Source organism: Pseudoalteromonas gelatinilytica (assembly GCF_001641615.1).
Lineage (GTDB): Bacteria > Pseudomonadota > Gammaproteobacteria > Enterobacterales > Alteromonadaceae > Pseudoalteromonas > Pseudoalteromonas gelatinilytica.
Map to the genome: position 1 here is coordinate 287,874 of NZ_LRRU01000004.1, position 23,438 is coordinate 311,311.

Genomic DNA, 23,438 nt, shown 5'->3' on the forward strand with positions numbered 1-23,438 from the left:
GATAGAATTATCATACAATTTATAAGGTTAGCGTTTTATGTTGCGTGTATTTTTTAGTCTGTTTTTAATTATCCCTTGGTTAAGCTTTGCCGGTGTGTCACTAAGCGAGCAGCGCATTATTTATCAGGGCGAAATTAGTGCCAAAAACAATCAACATGTTGCACAGCTTTTGGCTGAGCAACCAAACATAAACAGCATACAAATCACCAGTGGTGGCGGAAACGTTGATTTGGGTATGGATCTCGCAGAATTGATTTTGGCGCATAATTTAAAAGTTCATGTAAAACAATTTTGCTTTTCGTCGTGTGCTAATTATGTATTGCTTGCAGGAAACCCTACTACCATAGCTAATAACGCCATTGTCGGTTGGCACGGCGATGCCGCTTCAGCTCGCTGGCGAGATAGCGATATTGATGCCATGGTAAGCCATTTAAAAGAGCCAGAAAAAACAACCAAGTGGCAGGCTTTACGCACTCAATACGACGAAATAATCGCAAAAGCCGTGGCACGTGAAAAAGCTTTTTATGCAAAACGCGGTGTTAATCATGACTTGCTAACCATTGGTTTATCTGAAGAGCTAAAGCGTGCAGCTGTGGCACAAAAAGCCAGAGGCTGGAGCTACTCAAAAAAAGCACTCAATACACTGAATGTCAGCAATATTGAGTTTGCAGATTGGCAGCCCCGCTCGGCAAAGAACTTTCCGTTACTAATAATTAGTGAGCTTGGGGATTAGCTTTTGTAATCACGGATATAACGGTAATCAAATTCGGTGTCATCTAGAATGTCGCAATAATCACGAAAATCATTACTCTGCATTTGCTGAATATCGATGATCACCGACTGCTCTGTTACGAGCTTTTTAAATCTTTGCAATAGCGTACGTCCTTGCTTTGCATCTATATGGCAACCGAATTGATAAATGTCATATAGCCGAGCGAACTGATCACCGCTCTGCCTTGAGCTTGCCATTAGTGCTTCACCACGCTCAAAAGCAAGCATTCTTCCCAGAATAAATTGCGCTCTAGGTTCATTTTTATGTTCAACGAGATAACGTAAAATAGTTTCTGATTTAAATGTATCTTGCGGAAATTTCCCCTGATAAACGCCTCGTTCATCAAAGTGACGACCGGAATAATAGGCAAAAGCATAGCTAAATGCTTTTTTGTCAGACAAGGTTGCAAGAAACTCATCATCTGTCGGAATATGTTTTGCTCTAAACTTAGCAGCTTGATGTTGCTCTTGTTCTACCTGTTTTTCAATAGACAAATACTGCTGGTGAGCAAATGCACCAACGGCTCCTGCAAAACTCAAACATGATGTGGCAATTAGGGTACTCGGTAATACTACCAACCAATGATTTTTAATTTTTTTATACCCTGCCAGCTCACCGGATTCATACACCTCAGCAAATAACTTATGGTCAATAAATGGAATGCTTTTACGTGCAATAAATGCTGCTGACCAAGAGCCAAGTGCAAATAACAAAGCATAAATTGATAAAGACAATGTACCGCTGATCAAAACCTCTGAACTGAGCGCAACAGCGATTACAGATAGGTATGCAATAAGTGAAATAACTGAAAAGATACGATCATAGCCACGCCCATGAATACGAACGGCTAGGCCAACGAGTACGCCGCTAATCACTAACATTACAGGCCCAATAGCACTTTTAATTGAAAATACTGTGATCCATAAAATAATGATTGGGATACTCCAGCAAGCTACGCCGATTGCGGCTGCAAGTGGACTTTGCTTAACTAGTTTTGCTTTAACTTGCTCTCGACTCTGCTCAGTAACAGACATATCAACTCCGTTTTCGTTTTATTATTTTTTCCTGTAAAACAAAGTGATTCTAACTAGAACAGCTGATTATAAAAAGAGGAACATAAATTTTCGTGGTACAAAAAAAGCCACTTCGCAGTCAAGGCATTAATTCCTGTCGTATCCAAACTAATGGTTCAAAACACTGCTGATTTAGGGGGGGGACATTTTGTTGGGGCAATATGTGGAGGTCGCAGAGTTCATCCTAACATTCATAAAGCGGAGGTTAGAGTAAACTCATTCTGCCAAAAGATGAATTTAAGTGTCTGACTTAAAAGAGAAATAATGAAATTCGCGTAAGTATGTTATTGCAGCTAATTTGATTTAAAGTTATTGTTCTAACTTGGTGTTTTTATAGGGATTGTTGATGTTCAAGTTTTCAATTTTTACTTCAGGGCTTATCACGGCTTTAACGTTTTTGTCTCCTTCTACAAACGCTTCCTGGGACGATTTGAAATCTAATGCGCTCATTGAAATCAAAGAAGCAAGTGGATTTCTACCCGCCATTGTTCAGTCGAATGTAAATATACGTTCAAAGCCGTCCAAAGAAGGAAAAAAGCTTGGATTATTGCAAGGTGGAAGGTCAATTAGAGCTGAGTTTCTAATTGACTCTGATTGGGCTCGCATTCAATTTAATGGAGACCGCGCATATGTACACCAATCAGCACTTATCAAACAGTTATACAAAGCAGATATCGGCTATTCAATGAATAGCAATAATAGTACTGTATTTTCTATGTCAGGTTGGCATTACTCTTATTTACCAGGTAGCTACTTCTTAAACTATCAGAGCAGTCTGCATGGTCAAGCCAGTTATGGACCTATTAATGGAAGTGGATATGCGTCAATTGGAAGTCATCTATACAAAGTTGATTATGCTAAACGTGATATCTACCTGGCAACAGGGCATGAATCTGGAAATAGAACTTATTATACGCCTTACTTAGCAATACCTACTAAAACTGAATTGCAGGTTTTTGTCTTACCTACGTTCACATCCTCGGACTCAAATAGCTTACTGGTAGACGGCGATACCCTAATCTATGAAGGGAAATCGTATAGCAGTTGTTGTGATTATGAAAGTTTTAAGTTGAGGTTTAATTTAGAGGACTTAAGTTATGAAGGAACTCAACTCTATTATGACAGCGATAGTCAGATGGATACCGCCCCTCTTGAAAAGAGAACGTTGAGTTTAGTAGTTAAAAAAATACCGCTAGTTAAGTCACATTAAGTAATTTCCCATGTGATTAATATAGTCCGCTTATGGAACGGAGCCGGCATTCGGCTTTCAAATGAAATTGCCCAACTCTCACATTGGTTAAAAGTTCCCAAAAGAAGATTGTTGTCGCGGCTAAAACTTAAGGCTGATACAAAATATCTTCCATTTTTACCAGACCTCTAGCTAGCCCTAGCCTCATCGCTTGTGTTTTGTTGTTGAACCCTCCCTTTCTATTCCGAGTTAACTTGACGTAATTATTATAGACGCGATAGATGTCCAGTACCTTCGTATGATTTGTGGGTTATAGGGCGCCATACCATGCCACAGTCGACCTTCGTTACTTTGCGTTGCAAATGGCCTACCTTTCCTGTCAGGGCATAACCGTCTTTTACGCTGTTGCCGTGTCCTTCGCAGATAGGGGGCACCATGAAGTTACGACATGCAGGATTTTTGCAGCCGTTAAATTGAAACCCTTTAAACGGCAAGGGTACCCGAAGTTTTTTTATCTGATTTGATAATGCGTTACTCAATTGATGGTCTCCTAAAAGATATTAGAAAACCACAACTGGAAGACTTGTCAAAAAAGTGAAAAGCCTTGTCACAGGCTGACTACCAAGCAAAAAAATGCCTAGAAAATATATTCTAGGCATTTTGATTGCATAATTTCCTTTGTAAGCAAAGTTAAATAAGCCATTCGTCTATCTAACTTTTTGACATTCCCCTCTTTGGGTTAATGCCTTGCTTCGCAGTGGCTATTTTAAATAGGCTTTAACTAAACACTAAACTGATGCCATGGGCCTGTTATAGCAAGTGTTTTTGACGGTGAGTAAACGTTCACAAACAAAGTGCTACCATCTGGTGAAAAACAGGCACCTGCCAGCTCGGTTTGCGCCACTAAGCGGGCAAAATTATAAACTTGGCCTTGGGGTGTCACACCGCGAAGATGATTATCAACCACATCGGTGTATTGGTCTTCACAAATAATTAAATGACCATTAGGTGACACGGTAAGGTTATCGCCAAAGTTGTAAAAGGTTTTGCTGGTACTTTCTACAAACAACGAGATTTTACCAGGTTGCAGTGCTTCTTTATCTGTGCCCTCAAATTCTGATGGCTGATATTTCATAACCTGACCAAGTTGTTTTTTACCACCATTGGTACAGCAAAAATAAAGCTCTTTATCACCCCAGTGAATACCTTCACCGCGAGCAAACAGTGCAGCTCCTTGTTTATAGCCGCGTAGGCGTAGGTCGTCTTTCGGGCTTTCAGGGTTATCTAGATTGACCCACTCAACCTCAAGCTCTTGATGTAGCCCCATGGCTTTATTATTCCAGTTACGGCTATCGAATTGTGGCTTACCTTTTACCACCATAGCTTGTAATTGCCCGCCTTTATGCAGCTTGCCATATTCATTTGGAATAAAACGATAAAAGACGCTATCACCTTTGTCTTCTGTTAAATAAACAATGCCGGTGCGCGGGTCAACGGCAGCCGCTTCGTGGTTAAATCGACCCATGGCTTTTAATGGCTCAGGTTTAATTAAGCCTTTGCTATTTGCGGGAACTTCAAAGATATAACCATGATCTTGGTTAAATCCATCAGCTTTGGTATCTGTGGTTTCTTCGCACGTAAGCCAGGTGCCCCAAGGCGTGATACCGCCAGAACAGTTACGAATAGTGCCGACCAATGACAAGTATTCTTGCTCTTTTTGATGGGTTTTTAGGTTATAAACGATATGACTTGTGCCACCCGGCAACGCCACACCGTCACTGTTAGTATCAAAAGCCAGCGGCGTTTTATGGTTGGCAATACTTGCCTCAGCTTTCGCTAAATCTTTTGGTTTTAGCTCATGGTTTCGCACTAATGCAACACGGTCATTACCAAGCGCTAGGCAACCCATGCCATCGGCTTTATCGGGTACCGTAAACCCATCAGACATTTTCTCACCAAGGCTTGAAACGACTTGATAACTAAAGCCCTCGGGTAAGTCGAGCAGTTTATCTGGATCGGGAATTAACGGGCCAAAACCGACAGCCGTTGTTTTTAAATCACCTAACGACACTTTTCCTATGGCACTTTTTGATAACCCTAAAAAGGCCAATGTGCCCGCCCCTACTAAAAATTCTCGACGTGAAACCATGCTAACTCCAAGCTAAAACCAGCTTTATCATACAAATAAAAAAGGCATTATAAAGCAATGAAACGATAAAAAGTTACATTATCACAATATTCACGAAATTGTCATAAAGCACTACTCTTTGATGATTGCTAGTTGCTCATTAGGTAGCAGCACAATTAAGTAACCACGCTGCTCTAAGTTACAAAAATCAAATTCAAAACCTGCAATTTGTAAGTCACTAGCGCAATGAGTTAGCGGTATATAAGCTGTTGCTGTTGCTTCAGTTAATTCACTATTAGCAAGTTTATAGCTGTAGTTCGTATTGCCGATAAAACTAACCAGCCTAACCACAGGGTAATCACCACTATCTACAGCCTCAGTGCGTGCTAAAAAAGCCAGTTTCAGCGTTTCGCCATCCATATAAATGATCACATAATTAGCTATATCACTAACAACCCACTTTTGTAGATGAGCTTTTATTTCAGCATCATAAAAAGCTGCAAAGCCAACCTTTCCGACCACAGACCGCTTAAAGTTAAGCTTTTCAAAACCACCGTAGCCATCGATTGATTGTTGGAAGTTCTGCTCCTTATAAATTGCGCTTGTTGGTGTGTTGTTTCGTAGGTTCATCATATAAAAATCAACCGGGTACTCGCTAAAGTTATAAACATAATAGTCATTTTCATAGACACCTTGGTATAAATCGTCTTCGTCAAACACTTCCTCTTCAGAGCTATTGCAACCAGTAAGTAAGAGTAAAATGCATAATCTCAGTAGATAATTCATTGCTCATCCCTTTTTCTAAAAACGATAATTTATAGTTGCAGTGAATTGCTGCTTGGCAGTTTCTCCCACTAGCGGGCTTTTTTTGATAGTTGAGTCAAGTTGCTCATACCGCAAGCTCGTAAAAACAGACCACTGCTTATTAAAAACATAAGTCAGGTTTAGCGAGGTGAATGGGTTAAGGGCTGCACTTGGCTGATATTCATATCTGCCAAACTCAGGGGCGATATTGCCATTAGCTATGCCATACAGGTATTGAGTGTATTTTTTATCTTGCCAATAAAAACCGAGATCAGCACTTAGCTGTAACCCTAATCCTTGGCCATAAATCGGTAGGTTATAGCGGGCAAGAAACGTAAGTCCATCGGAATGATTCGAAATATCTTGCGCTAAACGAACAAAAAGCTGTTTATATTGCAGCTGAGTTCTGAAGGTTAGCTCACCTTTGCCGTCTTTATAGTCAGTGAAAACCTCATCATCCGACAACTCATCACTAAAGATTAAACTGCTATCGTAGGTTTCATCTCGGAAACTAAGCCCCATTGACGCTTCAAATTCTGCGCCTTGTAAAAAGGCATATTGCACTAAGCCATATTTAGGCCCAATGCGCCAGTTGCCTTTTCGGGCGTTGAAGTATGGCAAGACCATGGTTTGAATATCGTAATCTCGCCATGCTGTATCAATGGCCAATTGTGCAGCACCGACCTCCATTTGCCATTGCTGTGATTGCTCATCGGCCTTGGCATCATCAACAAATAATGCAGCTAAACAATAAGCTGTGATCAACAGATAAGAAAAAAGACTATTTCGCAGAAATTCATGTTTGGTCATGATAATGTCCCTATATTGGTGTTTTAATGCAGTTTAACGCCTCACCATTAGGGCTGACTTGCAGCAAATGTCACATATTTAATCGTGACATTTGTCATATACATAAACGAATAATTGCGGATTAAACTAAGCGTATGAACAAACTCTTGCAAACGTTGATACATCGAAGCGATTTCATACTCTCAGCTATCACCTGGGGGTTTGTGTTTATTTATACTCTGCACGCTTGGTCGCAAAGAGCAGAATCGGCGCAGCTAAGTTTTAGTACAATAAATACGTTTTTGATCAGTGTGTTATTTATAAGCTTTTTTGCTTTTTTAATTTATTTTGAGTTTTTCAGATCACGACTTAAGCACTATCAAACCCGTATTTTGAACTTCACTATCGCTAATGTTGTGCTATTGATGTGGCTATTTAATATTGGCTTTGTTGCAATTCTATTGATCATTTTCTTAGTTAAATTCAGCGATTACGAGCCAAACAAAGCCAGCCTCTATTTACTCATTTGCCTGCCCTTTTTGATGGCGCTGACGCTTCACTATGGCTTTGATAAGCAATTTGTATTGCTCAACGGGTTGGCTTTCACTTTATACAATAGCTTTGCCTATCGCTTTGCTACTCGGCTTATTTCTGAGCGTAAAGCCAAAGAACAAGCAGCCCATTTATTACGTGAATTAAAAGCAACTCAAGCACTTTTAAACGACACCGCAACTCGCGATGAACGTATTCGTATTGCCAGAGATTTACATGATACCCTTGGCCACCACCTTACAGGACTCAGTATTCACTTAGAAGTCGCCAATCATTGTGCTAACCATGAAGCACCAAAACACATAACTAAAGCACAGCAAATTACCCGCTTGTTATTAAATGATGTGCGTGATTCTGTCTCGTCAATGCGAGAAAACCAAACCATTGATTTACATGCATCGCTGAATTCATTGTGCAGCCATGTTACAGGCTTAAATGTCACACTCAACTACGATGAAAATATAAAAATAAGTGATACGTTATTAGCACAAACGTTATTTCATACTGTGCAAGAAGCGATTACGAATTGTATTAAGCACAGTGATGCGACCGAGCTGTCGGTAAGCTTAGACCTCCAAGCTGATTCAGTGCATCTCACTATTTATGATAACGGCGGCGAAATGCCCAAGCTGAACTTAGGCAATGGCTTAACAGGCATGCAAGAGCGCTTAGCTTTAGTGCGAGGGGCAATCGAGTTTGAACAAAATAATAATGGGTTTGCGATTGCTGCAACGTTACCTCATAAACTTAATCCACATACTTTGGCGTAAAAAATGATTAGGGTATTACTCGTTGATGACCAAACATTATTAAGAGAAGGCTTAAAAAGCTTACTCGCCCTTAAAGCAAATATTCAAGTCGTGGCTGAGGCTGACAATGGCCAAACAGCTCTTGAGATGCTCAAGCAACATTCTATTGATGTTGTACTCCTTGATATTCGCATGCCTATTCTAGACGGTATTGGCGTACTGAAAAGTATGCAAGCACAACAGCTGAGGCAACCAGTACTGGTACTCACGACCTTTGATGATAGTGAACAAGTGCTAGAATGTATTCGCTATGGTGCTAAAGGTTATGCGTTAAAAGATATTAATTTAGAGCGCTTGGTCAGCGCCATCGAAACACTTGCTAAAGGTGGCTCAGCGCTAGCTCCTGCGATCACCGAGCGAATTTTGAATAAGCCCACTAAAACAACCGATACTTCTTTAGCAACTCCTGATAAATTAAGTAAAAGCGAGCTTAGAGTGCTCAATTTAATCGCTGCAGGCTATTCAAATAGTGAAATCGCCGAGGCACTTTATAAGTCTGAAGGGACTATCCGTAATCAAGTGTCTTTTATTCTCAGAAAGCTAGATGTACGTGATAGAACCCGTGCAGCATTAAAAGCAATTGATCTAGGCTTGATATAATTGCAAATCATTTTTAATCTCATTAAGCTTTTATCATACAAGTAAATCGCTTAAACTAAGGCTTAATTTTATTTCAAGAAGCAACCGCTATGTTCCTAAAATCAAAAACATTTATTGCATTTTCATTGGCGCTTTTAAGCTTTAGCCAACACGCCTTTAGCTTACAATTTGGCAATCCAGTCGACAGTGACAAACTCATTAAAATTTCGACGGTTATGGCCTCACCAGACGATTACCTTGCAAGTCCAATTACTGTGGAAGGGACTATCACTGGGGTTTGCGAAAAACGTGGTTGCTGGATGACGCTTGCATCTGACAAACGCTTTGAAAACTTACGTATCAAAGTTGAAGATGGCGACATGGTATTCCCGATGACGGCTAAAGGAAGTAAAGCTATCGTAACTGGTAAGCTCGATAAAATTCAGCTTAGCCTTGGCCGCACTAAAGCGCTACTTGCTCACAAAGCGCAGCAAGCCGGCGAAAGTTTTGATGCAAACTCAGTGACTGAAGCAATGGCTATTTATCAGCTCGTACCGAGCGGAGTTGAAATCATTGAGTAATAAATCAAGTATCAACTGGTTTAAGTTAAACAGAAACTTACACCGCGATATTGGTTACTTTTGTGTTGGTTTAGTAATTATCTTTGCGGTTTCTGGCATTGCAGTGAACCACAAAGATGATTGGAACCCAAACTACAAAGTAAGCCACCAGCAAATCAGTGTGAGCGGTGAAACTTGGCAATTAGATAATGACGAGTTGCTGATTGAGCAAATTATCTCTCATGCTGATGTAAGCGAGCCGGTAAAGGCCTCTTATTGGGTGTCGCCGCAAGAGTTTAAGGTGTTTTTAAAAAACGGTAACAACCTCAGCCTTAAACTCAATCAAGATATCATAAACTATGAAGCCATTGAGCCTCGTCATGTATTTCAAGCATTTAACCGCTTACACTTGAACGAGACAAACGCTTCGTGGGTAATTTTTTCTGATATTTTTGCTGGGCTGCTGCTGTTTTTAGCAATCAGCGGCTTGTTTATGATCAAAGGTAAAAATAGCCCATGGGGCAGCCGCTCTGTATTAGTCATTAGCGGTATGCTACTCCCCGCTGCTTATGTGTTTTTATAAGCTAAAGTTTCCTGTTGCCATTCTCGTAAAGAGCAATGGCAAGATTATTTTCATTTAATTTAATCCTCACCCACTTTGTAACCCAGCTTTTTTAAAATAACTATTCGCAGAATCCTCACTTTGCTTACGCATTTTATAGCAGCTCAAAGTGTGTTTACTTAGCGATTAAAACCTCTCACCTACCTATTATAGTTTTCTTAAATGATGGCTTTATTGCTTTTATTTGTGCTCATTTTCATCGAAAAAGTAAAACAACGCTGCCAATTAGAACCTAAAAAAGGGATTAATTTAGTTATAATCTTTGATCTGATTACAATTATTTATTACTAGATAAAATAAAAAACAAAACACCTTCAACCTACAAAAGGTAATTAAATTGTAAATTAAATTAATGATTTATCATTATTGATATTGAGAATCACTATCATTACGATCCCGATTCAAATTAACTGAGAAGGAATTGAGTCGTGAATCAATTAGCCCCCGTGCTTAATACTCATTCATCAATAAATGTTGATGAACAACCCCAAGCATTTATTTTTAACGAAAATAATTTGCTCAAATATGAGATGGCTTCAATGCAAACACTGTCGCTTATCCATCAAGCACTGCGTTCAGCAAAACAAGTTCATTCTGGTGTCTGTCATAAGGAGCTGAGTAAACTAATTGCCAGTATTGAACTAAATCAACCTCTCAATAACGTTGAGCAAGCGCTAGGCGAAGTAAAATCTCTATATTTAGATCATGCAGTCTACTTTCATCATCCAAAATATGTTGCCCACCTAAACTGCCCCGTTGCTTACCCTGCGGTAATAGCCGAACAGTTATTAACTGCTATAAATTCTTCGTTAGACACTTGGGACCAAAGTGCTGGCGGGACGCTCATTGAGCAAAAGTTAATTGACTGGAGTATCGAACGCATTGGCTTAAGTGCTACTGCCGATGGCATATTCACAAGTGGCGGCAGTCAATCTAATTTAATGGCGCTGTTACTTGCTAGAGACCATGCTGCAGAGCGCTTGTCTGGACACCTTATTCGCGATTTTGGTTTAAGTCCTGATGCCCATCGCTACCGTATTTTTTGCTCTGAAATCAGCCATTTTAGTATTCAAAAGTCAGCCGCTTTACTGGGCCTTGGCTACAACGCGGTTGTTCCGGTTACAGTTGATAAAGAATTTAAAATGGACCTAACCGCACTTGATACAGCTATTAATGAGTGTAAAGCACAAGGCAATATTCCTATAGCGCTTGTTGCTACTGCAGGCACAACTGACTTTGGTTCAATAGACCCTATAGATAAGCTAAAAGCGCGGTGCAAAGCTGATAATTTATGGCTTCATGTCGATGCCGCTTATGGCTGTGGACTACTTGCCGCAGACGATCACCGCCACTTACTCAATGGCATTGAACAGGCTGACTCGGTGACGTTAGATTACCACAAATCATTCTTACAACCTGTCAGTAGCAGTGCATTTATTGTTGCTAATAAAAAACAATTTAAACATTTAACTCATCATGCTGATTATTTAAATCCATTTAACGACAACCCACAAGCAGCGCCAAACCTTGTTGATAAAAGCATTCAAACGACTCGCCGTTTTGATGCCTTAAAACTTTGGCTAACTTTACGCATTATGGGCCACGAACAGATTGGCAAAGTGTTTTCTTCTGTCATGGCATTAGCCCGTAGTAGTTATGTGGCACTCAAACAAGACCCTGAATTTGAGCTAATTCACCAACCTGAACTGAGCACTTTAGTGTTTCGCTTTAACGATAAAAACCTCAGTGATGAGCAATTAAACCTGCTTAATTATCAAATTAAAGATGAGCTATTCAAACAAGGTGAGTGTGCCATTGCTCGCACCAAATTTAGAGGTATCAACTACTTAAAGTTCACGCTACTTAATCCAAACACACAGATTGAAGACATTAAAAGTATTGCAGCTGATATTAAAGCCTGCGCCTACAGCATCAAGGCACGCCTAAAAGTTGAGGATACTAGCCATGAATAAAGTGTACGATTTAATTGCCGTGGGTCTTGGTCCGTTCAACCTCAGTTTGGCATGTTTAGCTGAACCAATTGAAACACTTGATTCGCTATTTTTAGAGCAACGTGATGAATTTAATTGGCATCCTGGGCTTATGCTCGATGGTGTTACGTTACAAACACCGTTTATGTCGGATTTAGTTACATTGGCAGATCCAACCAATCCATACAGCTTTTTAAACTATGCGAAACAACAAGGTAAGCTGTATCAGTTTTATATTCGAGAAAGTTTCTTTTTACTGCGCGAGCAATACAACCAGTATTGCCAGTGGGCAGCAAGCCAATTAAGTAACATACAGTTTGGCCATAAAGTCATTCATAGCCAGTTTGATCAAACAAAGCAGCTCTATGTACTCACTGTTGAATCTGCAAAGCAAACAAAAACGCTTTATTGTCGTCACTTGGTACTGGGCACAGGTCCCTCACCTTATTACCCACCCGCTGTTCAGGCTGAAGATACACAGCTCTGCCATGCCACAGAATATCTGTTTAAACGGGATGAATTAGTAAATAGCAAGAGCATCACTGTGATTGGCTCAGGGCAAAGTGCTGCTGAAGTATTTTATGATTTGTTGTGTGACATTAAACAGCATAACTACCAACTCAATTGGGTAACGCGAGCGCCGCGTTTCTTTCCTCTTGAGTACACGAAACTCACGCTAGAAATGACCTCTCCTGAGTATGTTGATTACTTTTATAACCTAGAACAGACAACCAAACAGGAGTTACTAGCCAAGCAACGTAATTTATACAAAGGCATCAACTCAGAGTTAATTAATCAGATTTATGATCAGCTCTATCAACTTGATATTCAAGGTGTGAACCGCGCAAGGTTACTAACCAACAGCGAGCTCATTAAAAAACAAGGCAGTAAGTTAGTTTTTAGACACAGTGAACAACAGGCTGAATTTAGCTTACATAGTAATCAGGTCATTATGGCAACAGGCTTTAGTTATCAGTTACCCGATTTTCTAAGTGGCTTAATGAGCGAAATAAATTGGCTAGATAACGGGTGTTTTGCTGTTGAACGAAATTATAGTATCGACAAGCTACAAAGGCTGTTTGTACAAAATGCTGAGCTGCACAGTCATGGTTTTGTAACGCCAGATCTAGGCATGGCCTGCTATCGAAACAGCCATATTTTGCGCTCTGTTTTAGGTTATGCCCCCTACCCTGTTGAAACGCAAATTGCCTTTCAAGAGTTTGGTTTACCCGATGTTATCAACGAAAAACAGAAGCAAATAGCATGAAACAACCCGCATTAAAGTCAAGCTTGGTGCTGCTGACGATTATATCTGTTGTTTGCGACACCATGATTTTGCCCTTTTACCCGCAGTTTTTTAGTGCCCAATTTGGTTTGCAATCAAGTAATCACATTGGTGCCTATATTGCTGTTTGCTGCATCACCGTGATGTGTGCTTTCCCTGTATGGGCGAAAATAGCGCAGCACGTGCACGAACTGTATTTGTGGGTGATCACCCAAATAATGGCAGGGCTATTGGGTGTTGCGTGCTTTTACAGCGACAACGTGTGGAGCTTTTGGCTGTTATCACAGCTCATGCTGGTATTTAAAGCAAGTTACCTGCTTATTTATCCCTTTGTTCTAAGTATCGAAGAAAAACAACAGCACCTCGGTGTGGTTGCTTTATTTAGCGTGCTTTTACACTTTGGTGGTATTGGCGGTGCTTTATTAGGTGGCTTGATCATTCAAAGTATTGAGCCGCGCTTTTTATATTTAGTGATGGCTGCGGGTGACTGCTTACAGGTTATGCTCTGCTTGTATTTAATTTACTTATTAAAAGTAAGCTACAAGCCACGCGAATTAACCGCATCATCAGTAAAACGACAGCGCTTCCCTGGCTACATTATTCGCTTAGGGGTTATATCTATGGGCGTGTACTTCAGCATGTTCTTAGCAACGCCATACTTTACGCTACTTTGGCAACAAGTAAGTGATTTCAGCAATGCACTTTTAGCTGGCGCTGTGTTTGCTATCCCTGCTTGGGTTGCACTTGTCATTTTGATTACAACCAAAAACAAGGCTGCAACCAATAAGCACAGTAAAACAATTGCTTATGCACTTATGTTAAGCAGTATCGGCCTATTTATACAACTTAGTTCACACTGGCAATGGCTTGTGTTCGGCCGTGTTGTATTTGCTATTGGGCTATTTTTACTAACCGTGCGTCTACAAGTCATGTTGTTTGCAATGAGCGAACCACGTTTTTACTCAAGCGACTTTGCCAAGCTTCATTTTATGCAAAATATCGGTGTCATCTGCGCCTCATTTTTAGCGGGAGATTTAGTATCTCGCTTTGAACTTAACACCCCATTACTGACGGGTTCTGTCGGCTTTGCCATCACTTTATGTTTGTTTTATCTGCTTTTTTTACGCAACAAACATACCTCAACAGACCCTATTCACAGTTATTAATTTTTAAGAGAACACGATTATGAAAAACATCACTGAAACTCCTATCAAGCACGCTTTGCTTGGTGATGTAAAAATCAGAACATTAAACCCTGAACACGATCTAACGACTATTACCCCTTGGCTTAAACACCCCCAAGCTCAGTTTTGGGGAGCAATGGAACATTCACCCGAAGAAATTTTAGAATTTTATACAACACTCAATAAAGATGAGGCTCAACAAGCCTATTTGCTTGAAATAAACCAAACACCCATTGCTTTAATTGAAATTTACAAACCTCAAATACTGAAACTTGAGAACCACCTAGCGCTTAAAAACGGCGATTTGGGCATGCATATTTTACTCGCTCCAAAGCAGTTCTCTGTTGCAGGGTTTAGCCTTGCTGTTATGCAGTCGGTATTAGAGTTTATGTTTAATACCCTCTCATGTGAGCGAGTGATTGTGGAGCCAGATGTAGCCAATCATAAAATTCATCGCCTTAACTTAAAGGCAGGTTTCAGCCATCATAAAGTTATTAAATTAGGTGAGAAAACTGCATTACTAGGTAGTTTAGAAAAAGATCATTTTAATTACTTACAGCATCTTTCGTCTCGATTCGACACTTCACAGCAAGGTCCCGCAGTGCAACAAGCAACGCCATCTTGCAGTACCCCACATCTAGACCAACAAGCGTGGCAATACGCAAATCGTTTGCTCATTGCCAAAATGCTCAGTGAGTTTTATCACGAACGACTATTTAGCTACGACAGTGAAAAACCTAACCATTATGTGTTGCATACCATGGGTGGACAAAGCTATCAGTTTAAAGGTGAGCCTATGTTGCTTAATCACCTGCAAGTTGAGCCAAATAGCATTACTAAAATGGCGCTTAACAACAGCCAACCATTAGACGCTATCGCGTTTGTACTTGAGTGTAATGACAAGTTAAACATAGACAAATCAATGCTTGGCACCTATCTCGAAGAACTCGCGAGTACACTCAGTGGCTTTGCATTTAAATTTAAAAATAATCGCTATAGTGCCCAGCAATTAGCAGACGCAGATTTTCAAGTGATCGAAACCCAAATGACCATGGGTCACCCAAGCTTTATTGCCAACAATGGCCGCATTGGTTTTAACTCACAAGATTTTCACCAATATACGCCGGAAGCAGCAAACCCATTTCAAATTATATGGCTTGCGTGTCACAAACAGCATACCACCTTTAAAAGTACCCATGATTATAAATACGAGAGCTTGATTGCCGATGAGCTTGATGTAGCTGAGCGTTTACGCTTTGAAAAAGCACTGACAGAGCAAGGTTTAAAGCCAAGTGACTATCTGTTATTTCCTATGCACCCATGGCAGTGGTTTAACAAATTAGTCCATGTTTATAGCTATCACATCTCGCAAAAACATATTGTGTGTTTAGGCTACTCGCACGATAGTTATTTACCGCAGCAATCAATTCGTACCCTGTATAACATCAGCAAACCACACAAATGCTATGTTAAAACCGCTCTATCAATTTTAAATATGGGCTTTATGCGGGGCCTATCAAGTGCCTATATGAAAGTAACTCCAGCAATAAATCAATGGTTGTTCGACTTAGTAAACCAAGATAGCTATTTAAAATCTCTGAAGTTTCAACCTTTAAGAGAAGTCGCAACCCTTGGCTTTGATGAGCAGTATTACACTCATCCTGCGCTTGGCGATAACCCTTATAAGAAAATGATGGCGGCTCTTTGGCGTGAAAATCCCGCTCAATACATGGACGAGAATGAAAGCCTTGCCACTATGGCAAGTCTGCTTCATATCGATAGCGAAGGCCGTTCATTTGTAAGTGCTAAAATTGCCAAATCGGGGCTCAGTGCTGATAAGTGGCTAACCCACTACTTACAGGCTTATATGACACCATTGCTACATTGTTTTTACCAGTATGATTTAGTCTTTATGCCACATGGTGAAAACCTCATCGTTCGATTTAACAATCATGTTCCGGTAGGCGTATTCATTAAAGACATTGGTGAAGAAATTGCCTTATTAAATAGTAACATCGAGCTGAATGATGAAATAAAGCGGATTAAGGTAACCATTCCAGAAGGCGTTGCCGTGTTGTCTATTTTTACTGACATTTTCGATTGCTTCTTCCGCTACCTTTCGGCAATTTTAGTAACTGATGGCCTACTGACCGAACAACAATTTTGGCAAGCCGTCGCCAATACAATTGTTCAGTATCAGGCGAGCCACCCAGCGCTAAAAGACAAGTTTGCTGAGCATGATTTATTTGCTGAGTCATTCCCATTGTCATGCTTAAACCGCTTACAGCTGCGTAATAATCAACAAATGGTTGATATAACCGACCCAGCTTCAAGCTTGCAGTATGCAGGTGATTTGCAAAACCCATTGGCGCAATATGCACTTGCAAACACAACAGCATAATAAGCTTGAGTTAGCCTTACGTCAGCAGTGTTCACTGCTGATGTTCTTAACTCCAACAAACGATGAACAATGGTTTAGCAGTCAATGTTTAACTAGCAAGCAACTAACCGATTTGGCTAACGCTATAAAGTTAAGAGGGGCAAATGTTACTGAGGGATATGTCGCAATCAATCTCTACTTACAACTGAGCTGGCAAGTTATTTACTTATTAGTAGCCAGTGTAGAGCACCTTGGTTGCATTCCTGATCTGGTAAATATTAAGCAGCGGGTAACGGGCTCACATATTTATGGTTTGGCTAATTTAAATATCATGGTTCAACATGACTCTTTTAATAATGCAGATTTGATAGAACTGGCAGCCAATCATTTAATTGATCACCAGCATGCTTGGAATGATAACCTGCCATTGCAATACAGGTTAAATGAAGGGTTATTAAAGCGTTTACAAAGTGATACTTTCCACGCAGCGTTAATCGCTTGCTGGCCAGAGAAATCGATAGAATTTATAGCAAAACGTTTTCAACCATGGCAAAAGCTATGTGGTAAACATCGCTTTCGTGATCAAAACAATACGCTGACATTTATGCGTAAAACCTGCTGCTTACACTATCAACTTGTAGCCGCTGATTATTGCGCTAACTGCCCGTTAAACAAAAAAGGCACTAGCGCTTGCTAATGCCTTTTTCTCGAAAAACCGAACCTAGAACCTAAATTCAACGTTTACATTTGCCGCAGTCTCGCTTTCACTGCGATCAAACCAGTTCATCGATTTATAAACTGCTTCACCTGTAATAGCGAACCAATGCGTAAATGCATATTCAAGTGCAATGCTGACACCTGCATTATGACCGTCTTGATCAGCGCTAAAATCAAGGCATTGCTCTGGCGTATCACTGCATGCTCCCGATAAAAATACATCACCTTCCTCTGTACGGTAATACATCTGGGTATAATCAACATCAATAGAGCCTTTTTGATAAAAGACACTGCCGTATAGCAAGGCTTTTGAGCTTAAACGGTATCCTGAAATAAGTGCAATATCATAAGTATCGTGCGACAAATCCCAATCATAGGTATCGTCATCATAATTACCCGCTAATAGTGGACCATACCCCGCATCTTCACTGCGAATATAGCCTAGGCTGACGGCCATAGAGAAGTTTTTCTCGACGGCCGATTCTAAAGGGCTGCCATAAAACTGATGCTTAATAGCGTATTTTTCATAATCATGATCGCCACCAATACCAACCCCTACGGTAAGCTCCGTCGAATAACCTAAGGTCATACTCATCGAAGTCGTTAACGCTGTACTCGTTGATGTACTCTCGCTGGTATCTTTCGCAATGATCTTGCTTGTATCTGTACCGACAGTTGCACGAAAATGAAAGGGATCACTGTTGATCTCTGGGCTCTCAAAGCGGGCCATCGATACACCTGTTTCGGTTGTCGATTGACAGCCTGCTAATAAACCTAAAGCTATAAACGCCAAAAAAGGCTTTAACGTTTTCACGTAATTTCCTTATATATTATTATTTTAACGCGAAGATTCTAGACTAAGGCCTTATAGCTCGCAATAAATTAATAACAAAAAAGGTACAAACTCTATTATTAAGCGCGTTCGTCCTTGGGTGATTCCATCACGACATGAGTTGTAATGGTGCGTACCTGTGGTATTGAGCCGAGTACATCAGCATGAAACGCTTTATAGGACTTAAGATCCGCCGTCTCGACTCTCAGCAAATATTCAAACGAGCCAGTTACATTGTGGCACTCTTTTACTTCATCAATAAACTCAAGAGCGTGTTCGAATGCTCGCTGAGATACTGTTGAGTGCTCATTTAAACCAACCCCAACATAAGCGATAAATCCTAGGCCAACAGCCTGATTATTTATAACCGCCCGATACCCCGCAATAACCCCAAGCTTTTCTAGCTCTTGCACTCTACGAAGGCATGCCGAAGGTGATAAACCCACTTTATCTGCCAGCTCGGCATTAGCAATTCGGCCATTGCGTTTAAGCTCATGCAATATTCTGTCGTTAATTTTATCTTTTTTCATTTTTGATTGTGAACTTTAAATATACACAACAACATTAAGCGCAAAAATTGCGCGCATTACAACTTATAATTGCATCTAAATTCAAATGGAGAGATAGCGATGAGTTTTGAAATTTTAACAGCCTTGGCATTATTTGCTTTAGTGTCATCAATTACCCCAGGGCCAAATAACTTAATGTTGATGAGCTCAGGTGCTAACTTTGGCTTTAAAAGAACCACACCACACTTACTTGGCGTGACGCTTGGCTTTATGTTAATGCTGGTTTTAGTAGGCCTTGGCATCATGCAGCTATTTGACTTGTATCCACCAAGCTATTTGATATTAAAAGTATTTTGTATTGCTTACTTACTCTATCTGGCGTTTAAAATTGCCACAAGTAACATACAACAAAAAGCCAGTAGTGAGAGTAAGCCGTTTACTTTTATTCAGGCTGCACTATTTCAATGGGTAAACCCAAAAGCGTGGGCAATGGCATTAAGCGCGGTAAGCTTATATGCCCCAGACAAAAACCTCACCTCAGTGTTAATCGTAAGCCTCGTATTTGGCTTAATTAACCTGCCGTGTGTCAGCTCGTGGACTTTACTTGGCGAAAAGCTACAACACTGGCTCGCTAGCCCAAAGCGCTTAAAAGCATTTAACTACCTAATGGCAATACTATTAATCGCTTCAGTGATGTTTAGTTTGTTTTAATTTGAGCAAGCTTTGCTTTGCTTGGCTTGGCTTATATTTCACACGGCACTAAAAAGTCGACATGGTAATGCTCATCATGTCGCACCCAGGATGGTTTAGTTGAAAACTGAATATGCGCTTTTAAATAGTCGGCATACTTGGTTTTATAAAGCCCAGCTTGCAAGGTTGGGTCAAAGATCACTCGCCAAAGATCGTAACCTTTTGCTGTTGCCGATTTATGCAGCTCAACAATATGAGCTGCTAAAGCGGTGTAATCAATCTTAAACTGTTCAAACTGGCCTTGTTTATCAAATTCAATATCGTAGCCAAAACGATTAAACACATGTGTAGGCAAATGAACTGATAGCCCCTTTTCGTTAACAACCGGTGTCATAAAATCAACAGACAAACCATTTTGATGGGTTTTATGCGGACTAAATTTCCCGCCATTTTCTAAGCCCGTTTCAGCGTATTTGTATCGTTTATCTGGATGGGATTTCTGGAGCGCTTGGTAGGCATCAACAATAATGTTTTTTACCTGCGAATGAACATACGTACGTCCTGCCAGCTCAGCCACTTTGCTGTAGCTGGTAAAGTTGTTACCTTTGCTGGGTAGTTTTACTGCATTACGTACATAGCCATTGGCAGACGTTCCACCACATACACTGTTGGCCAAAACTGGCCCAGAACAAAAAAATAAGGCTAAAACAAAACTCTTTTTCATCGCAGTGGTATCTTTAAAATTTAAAGTTTAGCGACCTGTGAATGAACAAAAAGTGAAATCTCTGTCTAGCTTTCAATAAGTTAGCTAATTTGATTGAAAAAAGTTAAAACTTTTTGGAATAAACCTTTCGCCCACTCGTTACCTCTATGTCAATTCGCAAAAAAGAGGACGAGACAATGACAAATTTAAAACAATCACTTATCGCAATCTGTGTCGTAACTGCAACAGGCTTTTCAGCGGCTTCATCAGCAGCTAACGTGCAACTATCAGTCGCATCTGAACAGCAAACAGCCAGTGATAATCAAGTTTCGACTAGTTCAAACCAAGCATCGTCGAATACGACAATGATGCAATCAACTCAACTGTCAGGCTCTGCAACAACACAAAATTCATCAGTTGGTGTGAATACTGAAAGTTCAAATAGCGGACAAGCAAATAATCAAACAACGATTGAAAACGATGAACAGCAGCCTGCTGAAACAATGCCCGAGCTTGGTTTAACAAACTCAGTATCAAGCGCTTCTCAAGCAGCCAATACCGTAGCGCTAGCAGGTGAGTCAATGCTGTCAACTGCGACAACTGCTGTTAGTAATGTGGCCGTCGCTAACACAAATTCGAACATAACCAACGCAATGCAAAATCAATTGAGTCAGCAAACAGATGTATTAGCGTCTTTAGAGCCTAGTGAGCTAAGCACTGCAGGCTTAAGTCAGGCCTCGCAAATCACTAATGACCTACAATCATCACTGACTAGCAATGTACAACAAGCTGCAATGAACTCTTTACAAAGTAGTGTTGAGCAAAGCATTTCATCAACTGTTAGCAACAGCGTTAACCAACAAGTTGCTGAGCAAATAACCGCAGCGACAACTACCGAAGTCGTTAATAACATTCAAAACAGCCTGAACTTAGGCCTTTAACCAATAGCGTGCCGGGTTATCACTCGGCGCTCCTTTAGGAGATTATTATGCGTACAATTAATAAGCTCATCACCTTAAGTGCGTTAACCACAAGCATTCAAGTGTTTGCTACGGATGCAACTTTTCATGCTGATGCACAAATTGGCTTAACAACTAACTCTGATTTAGCCATTAAAGAGTTAGACGATATTTCTTCACAAAGTGATACAGGTTCAATACTTAAAGCTGGTGTTAGTGCTGAGTTACATGCAACTGACAACCTCAAGTTCACACCAAGTTATCGATACGAGCAAACCAATTATCACCAGCTTGACCAGTATGACTTGGCATTGCATCAATATAGCCTTGATTCTAGCTATAGCATTTCTGGTACTGATGTAGGTATACGTTATGACGGTGCTTTAGCAAAAGTAGCAAAAGAAACATTTTTAACCTTGGATCAGGTAAGTTTGTATGTTGGCCATTACGTTAATCCAACAACCTATCTGCGCACTGCGATTAGGGCATCAGATAAACAATTCGCCACACAGTCAATGCGCGATGCAAAAGGGTTAGGGCTTGATTCAAACCTGTATTACTTTATTAATAAGGGTAAAACGATGCTGCTTTTAGGCGCTAGTTTAGATAGAGAAAATGCTGACTCAGAGCAATTTAACTTTAAAAGTTGGGGCTTAAATACGGGCATCACTCATCGTTTTAAAGCGTTTGATATAAGCAATAAAGCAGGATTAAGCTGGCGCTATCAAGATAAAAACTACCAAGAAGTTATCAACCAATCACTTACACAAAGCGAGCCATCACGGGATGAAAGTCGCAGTGTAGTCAGCGCATTTTGGCAGCTTTCTGTTTTTGACTCTTTGCAAATTGTTACTGAAGCAGAGTACGGCGATTATCAATCTAAGTTGGCAGCAAACACCTATACCCAAAGCATTGCTTCGCTGTCATTAAAAGCCAGCTTTTAATCAATTACACCATGTCCAAACACCGTATCTTTGCCCACTTCACCTAAATCATTCGCTTGTTGCTGTAACGCGTGGTAAATGTTTTTAGGAGTTGTATTAGGCTTTGCCGCTAAACATGCAGCCGCCGCTGAAATACGCGGCGCGGCAATAGAGGTTCCAGATTCCCGACCAAGATCCCCTCCAGCTTTTAACGTCATGACATTGACGCCTAATGCCGCAAAATCAATATAATCACCTCTGTTTGACCAGCGGTAAATTCGGTTTTGGCTATCCAGTGCCGTGACAGCAATGACATGTTGGTATGCCGCAGGGTAAAGTGGCAGCGCAGCAGGTCCTTCATTGCCTGCAGCCGCCACTAAAGTTACTTGTTTAGCCGCTGTGGCATTAATTGCTGCCGCTAGAATAGCGTTGTCGGGCCCTGTAAAACTCATATTGATAACAGGCACCTCGTTAGCAACCAACCAATTAAGTGCGTCAACTATTGCAGCTAATGTCGCCCCCTGTGATAAATCAGACTGCTGATAAAACACCGCCGCGCTGTATAATGTTGCCTCAGTTAATAACGGCATGAGCTGCCCATACTTACCGACCAAAACGCCAGCAACCGCAGTGCCGTGTAAATCGGGTGATACTAAGTCATTTGTAAGAAATGACTGCGTTTTTATCTGTGTATTACTAAATCCCGGATGAGTCGTGTCAATCGCACTATCTATCATGCCTATTTTTACAAACCAGTCACACATTGCTGTAGGCTTTGATGAAGGCGCTTCTTGCTGAGAACCATTTTGCGCTTGATAAATATGATTTCTATCCAATAACGATGCATCATCGAGTGAAAGTAAACGTTGCAAATGCGCTTTTGAATCGTAATTGGCCGGGACAACAAACCGAACTAATGACAAACCTAATGACGTGTATTGTTTAGTGACGATAATTTGTGCGCCAATTTGTAAGAGTTTTCCCTGATGCTGTTCATTCGCCAGCATTATCCACTGCCTTTCAACTGCACGAAAACCATGCTCTACATCGACTTCAACAAATGCAGGAGCCTGTAACTGATTGAGTATCTCTAGCCTTTTAGGTAGCGAGGTCACAATTGCTGTTGCGTCGTCGATTAACTCATGTTCGCGTATGCTTTCTACTTGGCTAGTGATGCGCGGTTCAAGTTTATTAACAACAGGATCTATCTGCTCTATCACACCATTTATTGGCTTAATAATCGCTGCTGATAGCGTACTTGAAGTAAACAACAAACTACTTAAAATGACTGATTTCAATTTCATGTTACAGTGACTTCTCATTTAGTTAGGTATTACTATAACGTTTCAGTGAAAGAAAAATTGCATTTATTGGGAATAAAACTTTTT

At 40.5% G+C, this 23,438-nt stretch carries 22 protein-coding genes; 14 read left to right on the forward strand and 8 right to left on the reverse strand.

The annotated features are described in order from the left end of the window. Positions 1 to 37 precede the first annotated feature (37 nt). Entirely contained in the window at positions 38 to 733 is a 696-nt protein-coding gene (locus tag NH153_RS01850) for an ATP-dependent Clp protease proteolytic subunit (protein ID WP_063700406.1), read from the forward strand. Here the strand turns inward: NH153_RS01850 and NH153_RS01855 are convergent. Continuing rightward, positions 730 to 1,806 (reverse strand): hypothetical protein, encoded by a 1,077-nt coding sequence (locus NH153_RS01855; RefSeq protein ID WP_063700408.1) that lies wholly within the window; start codon positions 1,804 to 1,806, stop codon positions 730 to 732. The genes NH153_RS01850 and NH153_RS01855 overlap by 4 nt on opposite strands. Before the next feature lie 385 nt (positions 1,807 to 2,191). On the opposite strand from NH153_RS01855, the gene NH153_RS01860 reads away from it, so the two are divergent. Further along, positions 2,192 to 3,055, forward strand: a complete 864-nt coding sequence (locus NH153_RS01860; RefSeq protein ID WP_063700410.1) for an SH3 domain-containing protein — start codon at positions 2,192 to 2,194, stop codon at positions 3,053 to 3,055. Between the two features lie 760 nt (positions 3,056 to 3,815). On the opposite strand, the gene NH153_RS01865 is transcribed toward NH153_RS01860, so the two are convergent. The 3 genes from NH153_RS01865 to NH153_RS01875 form a co-directional block, all read right to left on the reverse strand. Then, complete coding sequence (locus NH153_RS01865) at positions 3,816 to 5,183, reverse strand: alkaline phosphatase PhoX (RefSeq protein ID WP_063700412.1); 1,368 nt, start codon at positions 5,181 to 5,183, stop codon at positions 3,816 to 3,818. Positions 5,184 to 5,294: 111 nt separating this feature from the next. Then, positions 5,295 to 5,948 (reverse strand): hypothetical protein, encoded by a 654-nt coding sequence (locus NH153_RS01870; RefSeq protein ID WP_063700414.1) that lies wholly within the window; start codon positions 5,946 to 5,948, stop codon positions 5,295 to 5,297. A gap of 15 nt (positions 5,949 to 5,963) precedes the next feature. Continuing rightward, positions 5,964 to 6,776, reverse strand: a complete 813-nt coding sequence (locus NH153_RS01875; protein WP_063700417.1) for a MipA/OmpV family protein — start codon at positions 6,774 to 6,776, stop codon at positions 5,964 to 5,966. Positions 6,777 to 6,979: 203 nt separating this feature from the next. Here NH153_RS01875 and NH153_RS01880 point away from each other — a divergent pair, with 203 nt between their 5' ends. The 9 genes from NH153_RS01880 (at position 6,980) to NH153_RS01920 (ending at position 17,414) form a co-directional block, all read left to right on the forward strand. Beyond that, on the forward strand, positions 6,980 to 8,077 hold the full coding sequence (locus NH153_RS01880) for a sensor histidine kinase (protein ID WP_063700419.1): 1,098 nt from the start codon (positions 6,980 to 6,982) through the stop codon (positions 8,075 to 8,077). Positions 8,078 to 8,080: 3 nt separating this feature from the next. After that, positions 8,081 to 8,716 carry a response regulator gene (locus NH153_RS01885; protein ID WP_054560701.1) on the forward strand — a complete coding sequence of 212 codons (636 nt, stop codon included), beginning with the start codon at positions 8,081 to 8,083 and terminating at the stop codon, positions 8,714 to 8,716. 89 nt (positions 8,717 to 8,805) lie between these two features. Beyond that, complete coding sequence (locus NH153_RS01890) at positions 8,806 to 9,276, forward strand: DUF4920 domain-containing protein (RefSeq protein WP_054560702.1); 471 nt, start codon at positions 8,806 to 8,808, stop codon at positions 9,274 to 9,276. Beyond that, positions 9,269 to 9,838, forward strand: a complete 570-nt coding sequence (locus tag NH153_RS01895) for a PepSY-associated TM helix domain-containing protein (protein ID WP_082873961.1) — start codon at positions 9,269 to 9,271, stop codon at positions 9,836 to 9,838. The genes NH153_RS01890 and NH153_RS01895 overlap by 8 nt, the downstream gene beginning before the upstream one ends. 467 nt (positions 9,839 to 10,305) lie before the next feature. Continuing rightward, entirely contained in the window at positions 10,306 to 11,850 is a 1,545-nt protein-coding gene (locus tag NH153_RS01900; protein WP_063700421.1) for a pyridoxal phosphate-dependent decarboxylase family protein, read from the forward strand. After that, the gene (locus NH153_RS01905; protein ID WP_063700423.1) at positions 11,843 to 13,135 is read left to right on the forward strand and encodes a lysine N(6)-hydroxylase/L-ornithine N(5)-oxygenase family protein; all 1,293 of its coding nucleotides are present in this window, start codon (positions 11,843 to 11,845) and stop codon (positions 13,133 to 13,135) included. The genes NH153_RS01900 and NH153_RS01905 overlap by 8 nt, the downstream gene beginning before the upstream one ends. Then, positions 13,132 to 14,319, forward strand: coding sequence for an MFS transporter (locus NH153_RS01910; protein WP_063700424.1), 1,188 nt, complete (start codon positions 13,132 to 13,134; stop codon positions 14,317 to 14,319). Before NH153_RS01905 ends, NH153_RS01910 begins: the two co-directional genes overlap by 4 nt. Before the next feature lie 19 nt (positions 14,320 to 14,338). Then, on the forward strand, positions 14,339 to 16,738 hold the full coding sequence (locus NH153_RS01915) for a GNAT family N-acetyltransferase (RefSeq protein ID WP_063700426.1): 2,400 nt from the start codon (positions 14,339 to 14,341) through the stop codon (positions 16,736 to 16,738). Then, complete coding sequence (locus tag NH153_RS01920) at positions 16,713 to 17,414, forward strand: (2Fe-2S)-binding protein (protein ID WP_063700428.1); 702 nt, start codon at positions 16,713 to 16,715, stop codon at positions 17,412 to 17,414. The genes NH153_RS01915 and NH153_RS01920 overlap by 26 nt, the downstream gene beginning before the upstream one ends. A gap of 24 nt (positions 17,415 to 17,438) precedes the next feature. Here NH153_RS01920 and NH153_RS01925 read toward each other — a convergent pair whose 3' ends face one another. Both NH153_RS01925 and NH153_RS01930 read right to left on the reverse strand, forming a co-directional pair. Then, the gene (locus tag NH153_RS01925) at positions 17,439 to 18,248 is read right to left on the reverse strand and encodes a hypothetical protein (protein WP_063700430.1); all 810 of its coding nucleotides are present in this window, start codon (positions 18,246 to 18,248) and stop codon (positions 17,439 to 17,441) included. 98 nt (positions 18,249 to 18,346) lie between these two features. Continuing rightward, a complete protein-coding gene (locus NH153_RS01930) occupies positions 18,347 to 18,796 on the reverse strand; it encodes an Lrp/AsnC family transcriptional regulator (protein ID WP_054551870.1) in 450 nt (149 codons plus the stop codon). Positions 18,797 to 18,895: 99 nt separating this feature from the next. Here NH153_RS01930 and NH153_RS01935 point away from each other — a divergent pair, with 99 nt between their 5' ends. After that, positions 18,896 to 19,486, forward strand: coding sequence for a LysE family translocator (locus NH153_RS01935; RefSeq protein WP_063700433.1), 591 nt, complete (start codon positions 18,896 to 18,898; stop codon positions 19,484 to 19,486). A gap of 31 nt (positions 19,487 to 19,517) precedes the next feature. Here NH153_RS01935 and NH153_RS01940 read toward each other — a convergent pair whose 3' ends face one another. After that, a complete protein-coding gene (locus NH153_RS01940) occupies positions 19,518 to 20,189 on the reverse strand; it encodes a penicillin-insensitive murein endopeptidase (RefSeq protein ID WP_063700435.1) in 672 nt (223 codons plus the stop codon). A 176-nt stretch (positions 20,190 to 20,365) separates the two neighbouring features. Here NH153_RS01940 and NH153_RS01945 point away from each other — a divergent pair, with 176 nt between their 5' ends. Both NH153_RS01945 and NH153_RS01950 read left to right on the forward strand, forming a co-directional pair. Continuing rightward, a complete protein-coding gene (locus tag NH153_RS01945) occupies positions 20,366 to 21,109 on the forward strand; it encodes a hypothetical protein (protein WP_063700437.1) in 744 nt (247 codons plus the stop codon). A 47-nt stretch (positions 21,110 to 21,156) separates the two neighbouring features. Next, positions 21,157 to 22,071, forward strand: coding sequence for a surface lipoprotein assembly modifier (locus NH153_RS01950; RefSeq protein ID WP_063700439.1), 915 nt, complete (start codon positions 21,157 to 21,159; stop codon positions 22,069 to 22,071). On the opposite strand, the gene NH153_RS01955 is transcribed toward NH153_RS01950, so the two are convergent. Continuing rightward, on the reverse strand, positions 22,068 to 23,354 hold the full coding sequence (locus NH153_RS01955; protein WP_063700441.1) for a S8 family serine peptidase: 1,287 nt from the start codon (positions 23,352 to 23,354) through the stop codon (positions 22,068 to 22,070). The genes NH153_RS01950 and NH153_RS01955 overlap by 4 nt on opposite strands. Positions 23,355 to 23,438 lie beyond the last annotated feature (84 nt).

Excerpts from the sequence above, each read along its gene's own strand:
- NH153_RS01945 (WP_063700437.1), top strand. The coding sequence starts at position 20,366 with ATGACAAATTTAAAACAATCACTTATCGCAATCTGTGTCGTAACTGCA.
- NH153_RS01890 (WP_054560702.1), top strand. The coding sequence starts at position 8,806 with ATGTTCCTAAAATCAAAAACATTTATTGCATTTTCATTGGCGCTTTTA.
- NH153_RS01910 (WP_063700424.1), top strand. The coding sequence starts at position 13,132 with ATGAAACAACCCGCATTAAAGTCAAGCTTGGTGCTGCTGACGATTATA.
- NH153_RS01885 (WP_054560701.1), top strand. The coding sequence starts at position 8,081 with ATGATTAGGGTATTACTCGTTGATGACCAAACATTATTAAGAGAAGGC.
- NH153_RS01870 (WP_063700414.1), bottom strand. The coding sequence starts at position 5,948 with ATGAATTATCTACTGAGATTATGCATTTTACTCTTACTTACTGGTTGC.
- NH153_RS01950 (WP_063700439.1), top strand. The coding sequence starts at position 21,157 with ATGCGTACAATTAATAAGCTCATCACCTTAAGTGCGTTAACCACAAGC.
- NH153_RS01865 (WP_063700412.1), bottom strand. The coding sequence starts at position 5,183 with ATGGTTTCACGTCGAGAATTTTTAGTAGGGGCGGGCACATTGGCCTTT.
- NH153_RS01920 (WP_063700428.1), top strand. The coding sequence starts at position 16,713 with ATGCACTTGCAAACACAACAGCATAATAAGCTTGAGTTAGCCTTACGT.
- NH153_RS01940 (WP_063700435.1), bottom strand. The coding sequence starts at position 20,189 with ATGAAAAAGAGTTTTGTTTTAGCCTTATTTTTTTGTTCTGGGCCAGTT.
- NH153_RS01855 (WP_063700408.1), bottom strand. The coding sequence starts at position 1,806 with ATGTCTGTTACTGAGCAGAGTCGAGAGCAAGTTAAAGCAAAACTAGTT.
- NH153_RS01875 (WP_063700417.1), bottom strand. The coding sequence starts at position 6,776 with ATGACCAAACATGAATTTCTGCGAAATAGTCTTTTTTCTTATCTGTTG.
- NH153_RS01850 (WP_063700406.1), top strand. The coding sequence starts at position 38 with ATGTTGCGTGTATTTTTTAGTCTGTTTTTAATTATCCCTTGGTTAAGC.
- NH153_RS01860 (WP_063700410.1), top strand. The coding sequence starts at position 2,192 with ATGTTCAAGTTTTCAATTTTTACTTCAGGGCTTATCACGGCTTTAACG.
- NH153_RS01905 (WP_063700423.1), top strand. The coding sequence starts at position 11,843 with ATGAATAAAGTGTACGATTTAATTGCCGTGGGTCTTGGTCCGTTCAAC.
- NH153_RS01935 (WP_063700433.1), top strand. The coding sequence starts at position 18,896 with ATGAGTTTTGAAATTTTAACAGCCTTGGCATTATTTGCTTTAGTGTCA.
- NH153_RS01915 (WP_063700426.1), top strand. The coding sequence starts at position 14,339 with ATGAAAAACATCACTGAAACTCCTATCAAGCACGCTTTGCTTGGTGAT.
- NH153_RS01955 (WP_063700441.1), bottom strand. The coding sequence starts at position 23,354 with ATGAAATTGAAATCAGTCATTTTAAGTAGTTTGTTGTTTACTTCAAGT.
- NH153_RS01930 (WP_054551870.1), bottom strand. The coding sequence starts at position 18,796 with ATGAAAAAAGATAAAATTAACGACAGAATATTGCATGAGCTTAAACGC.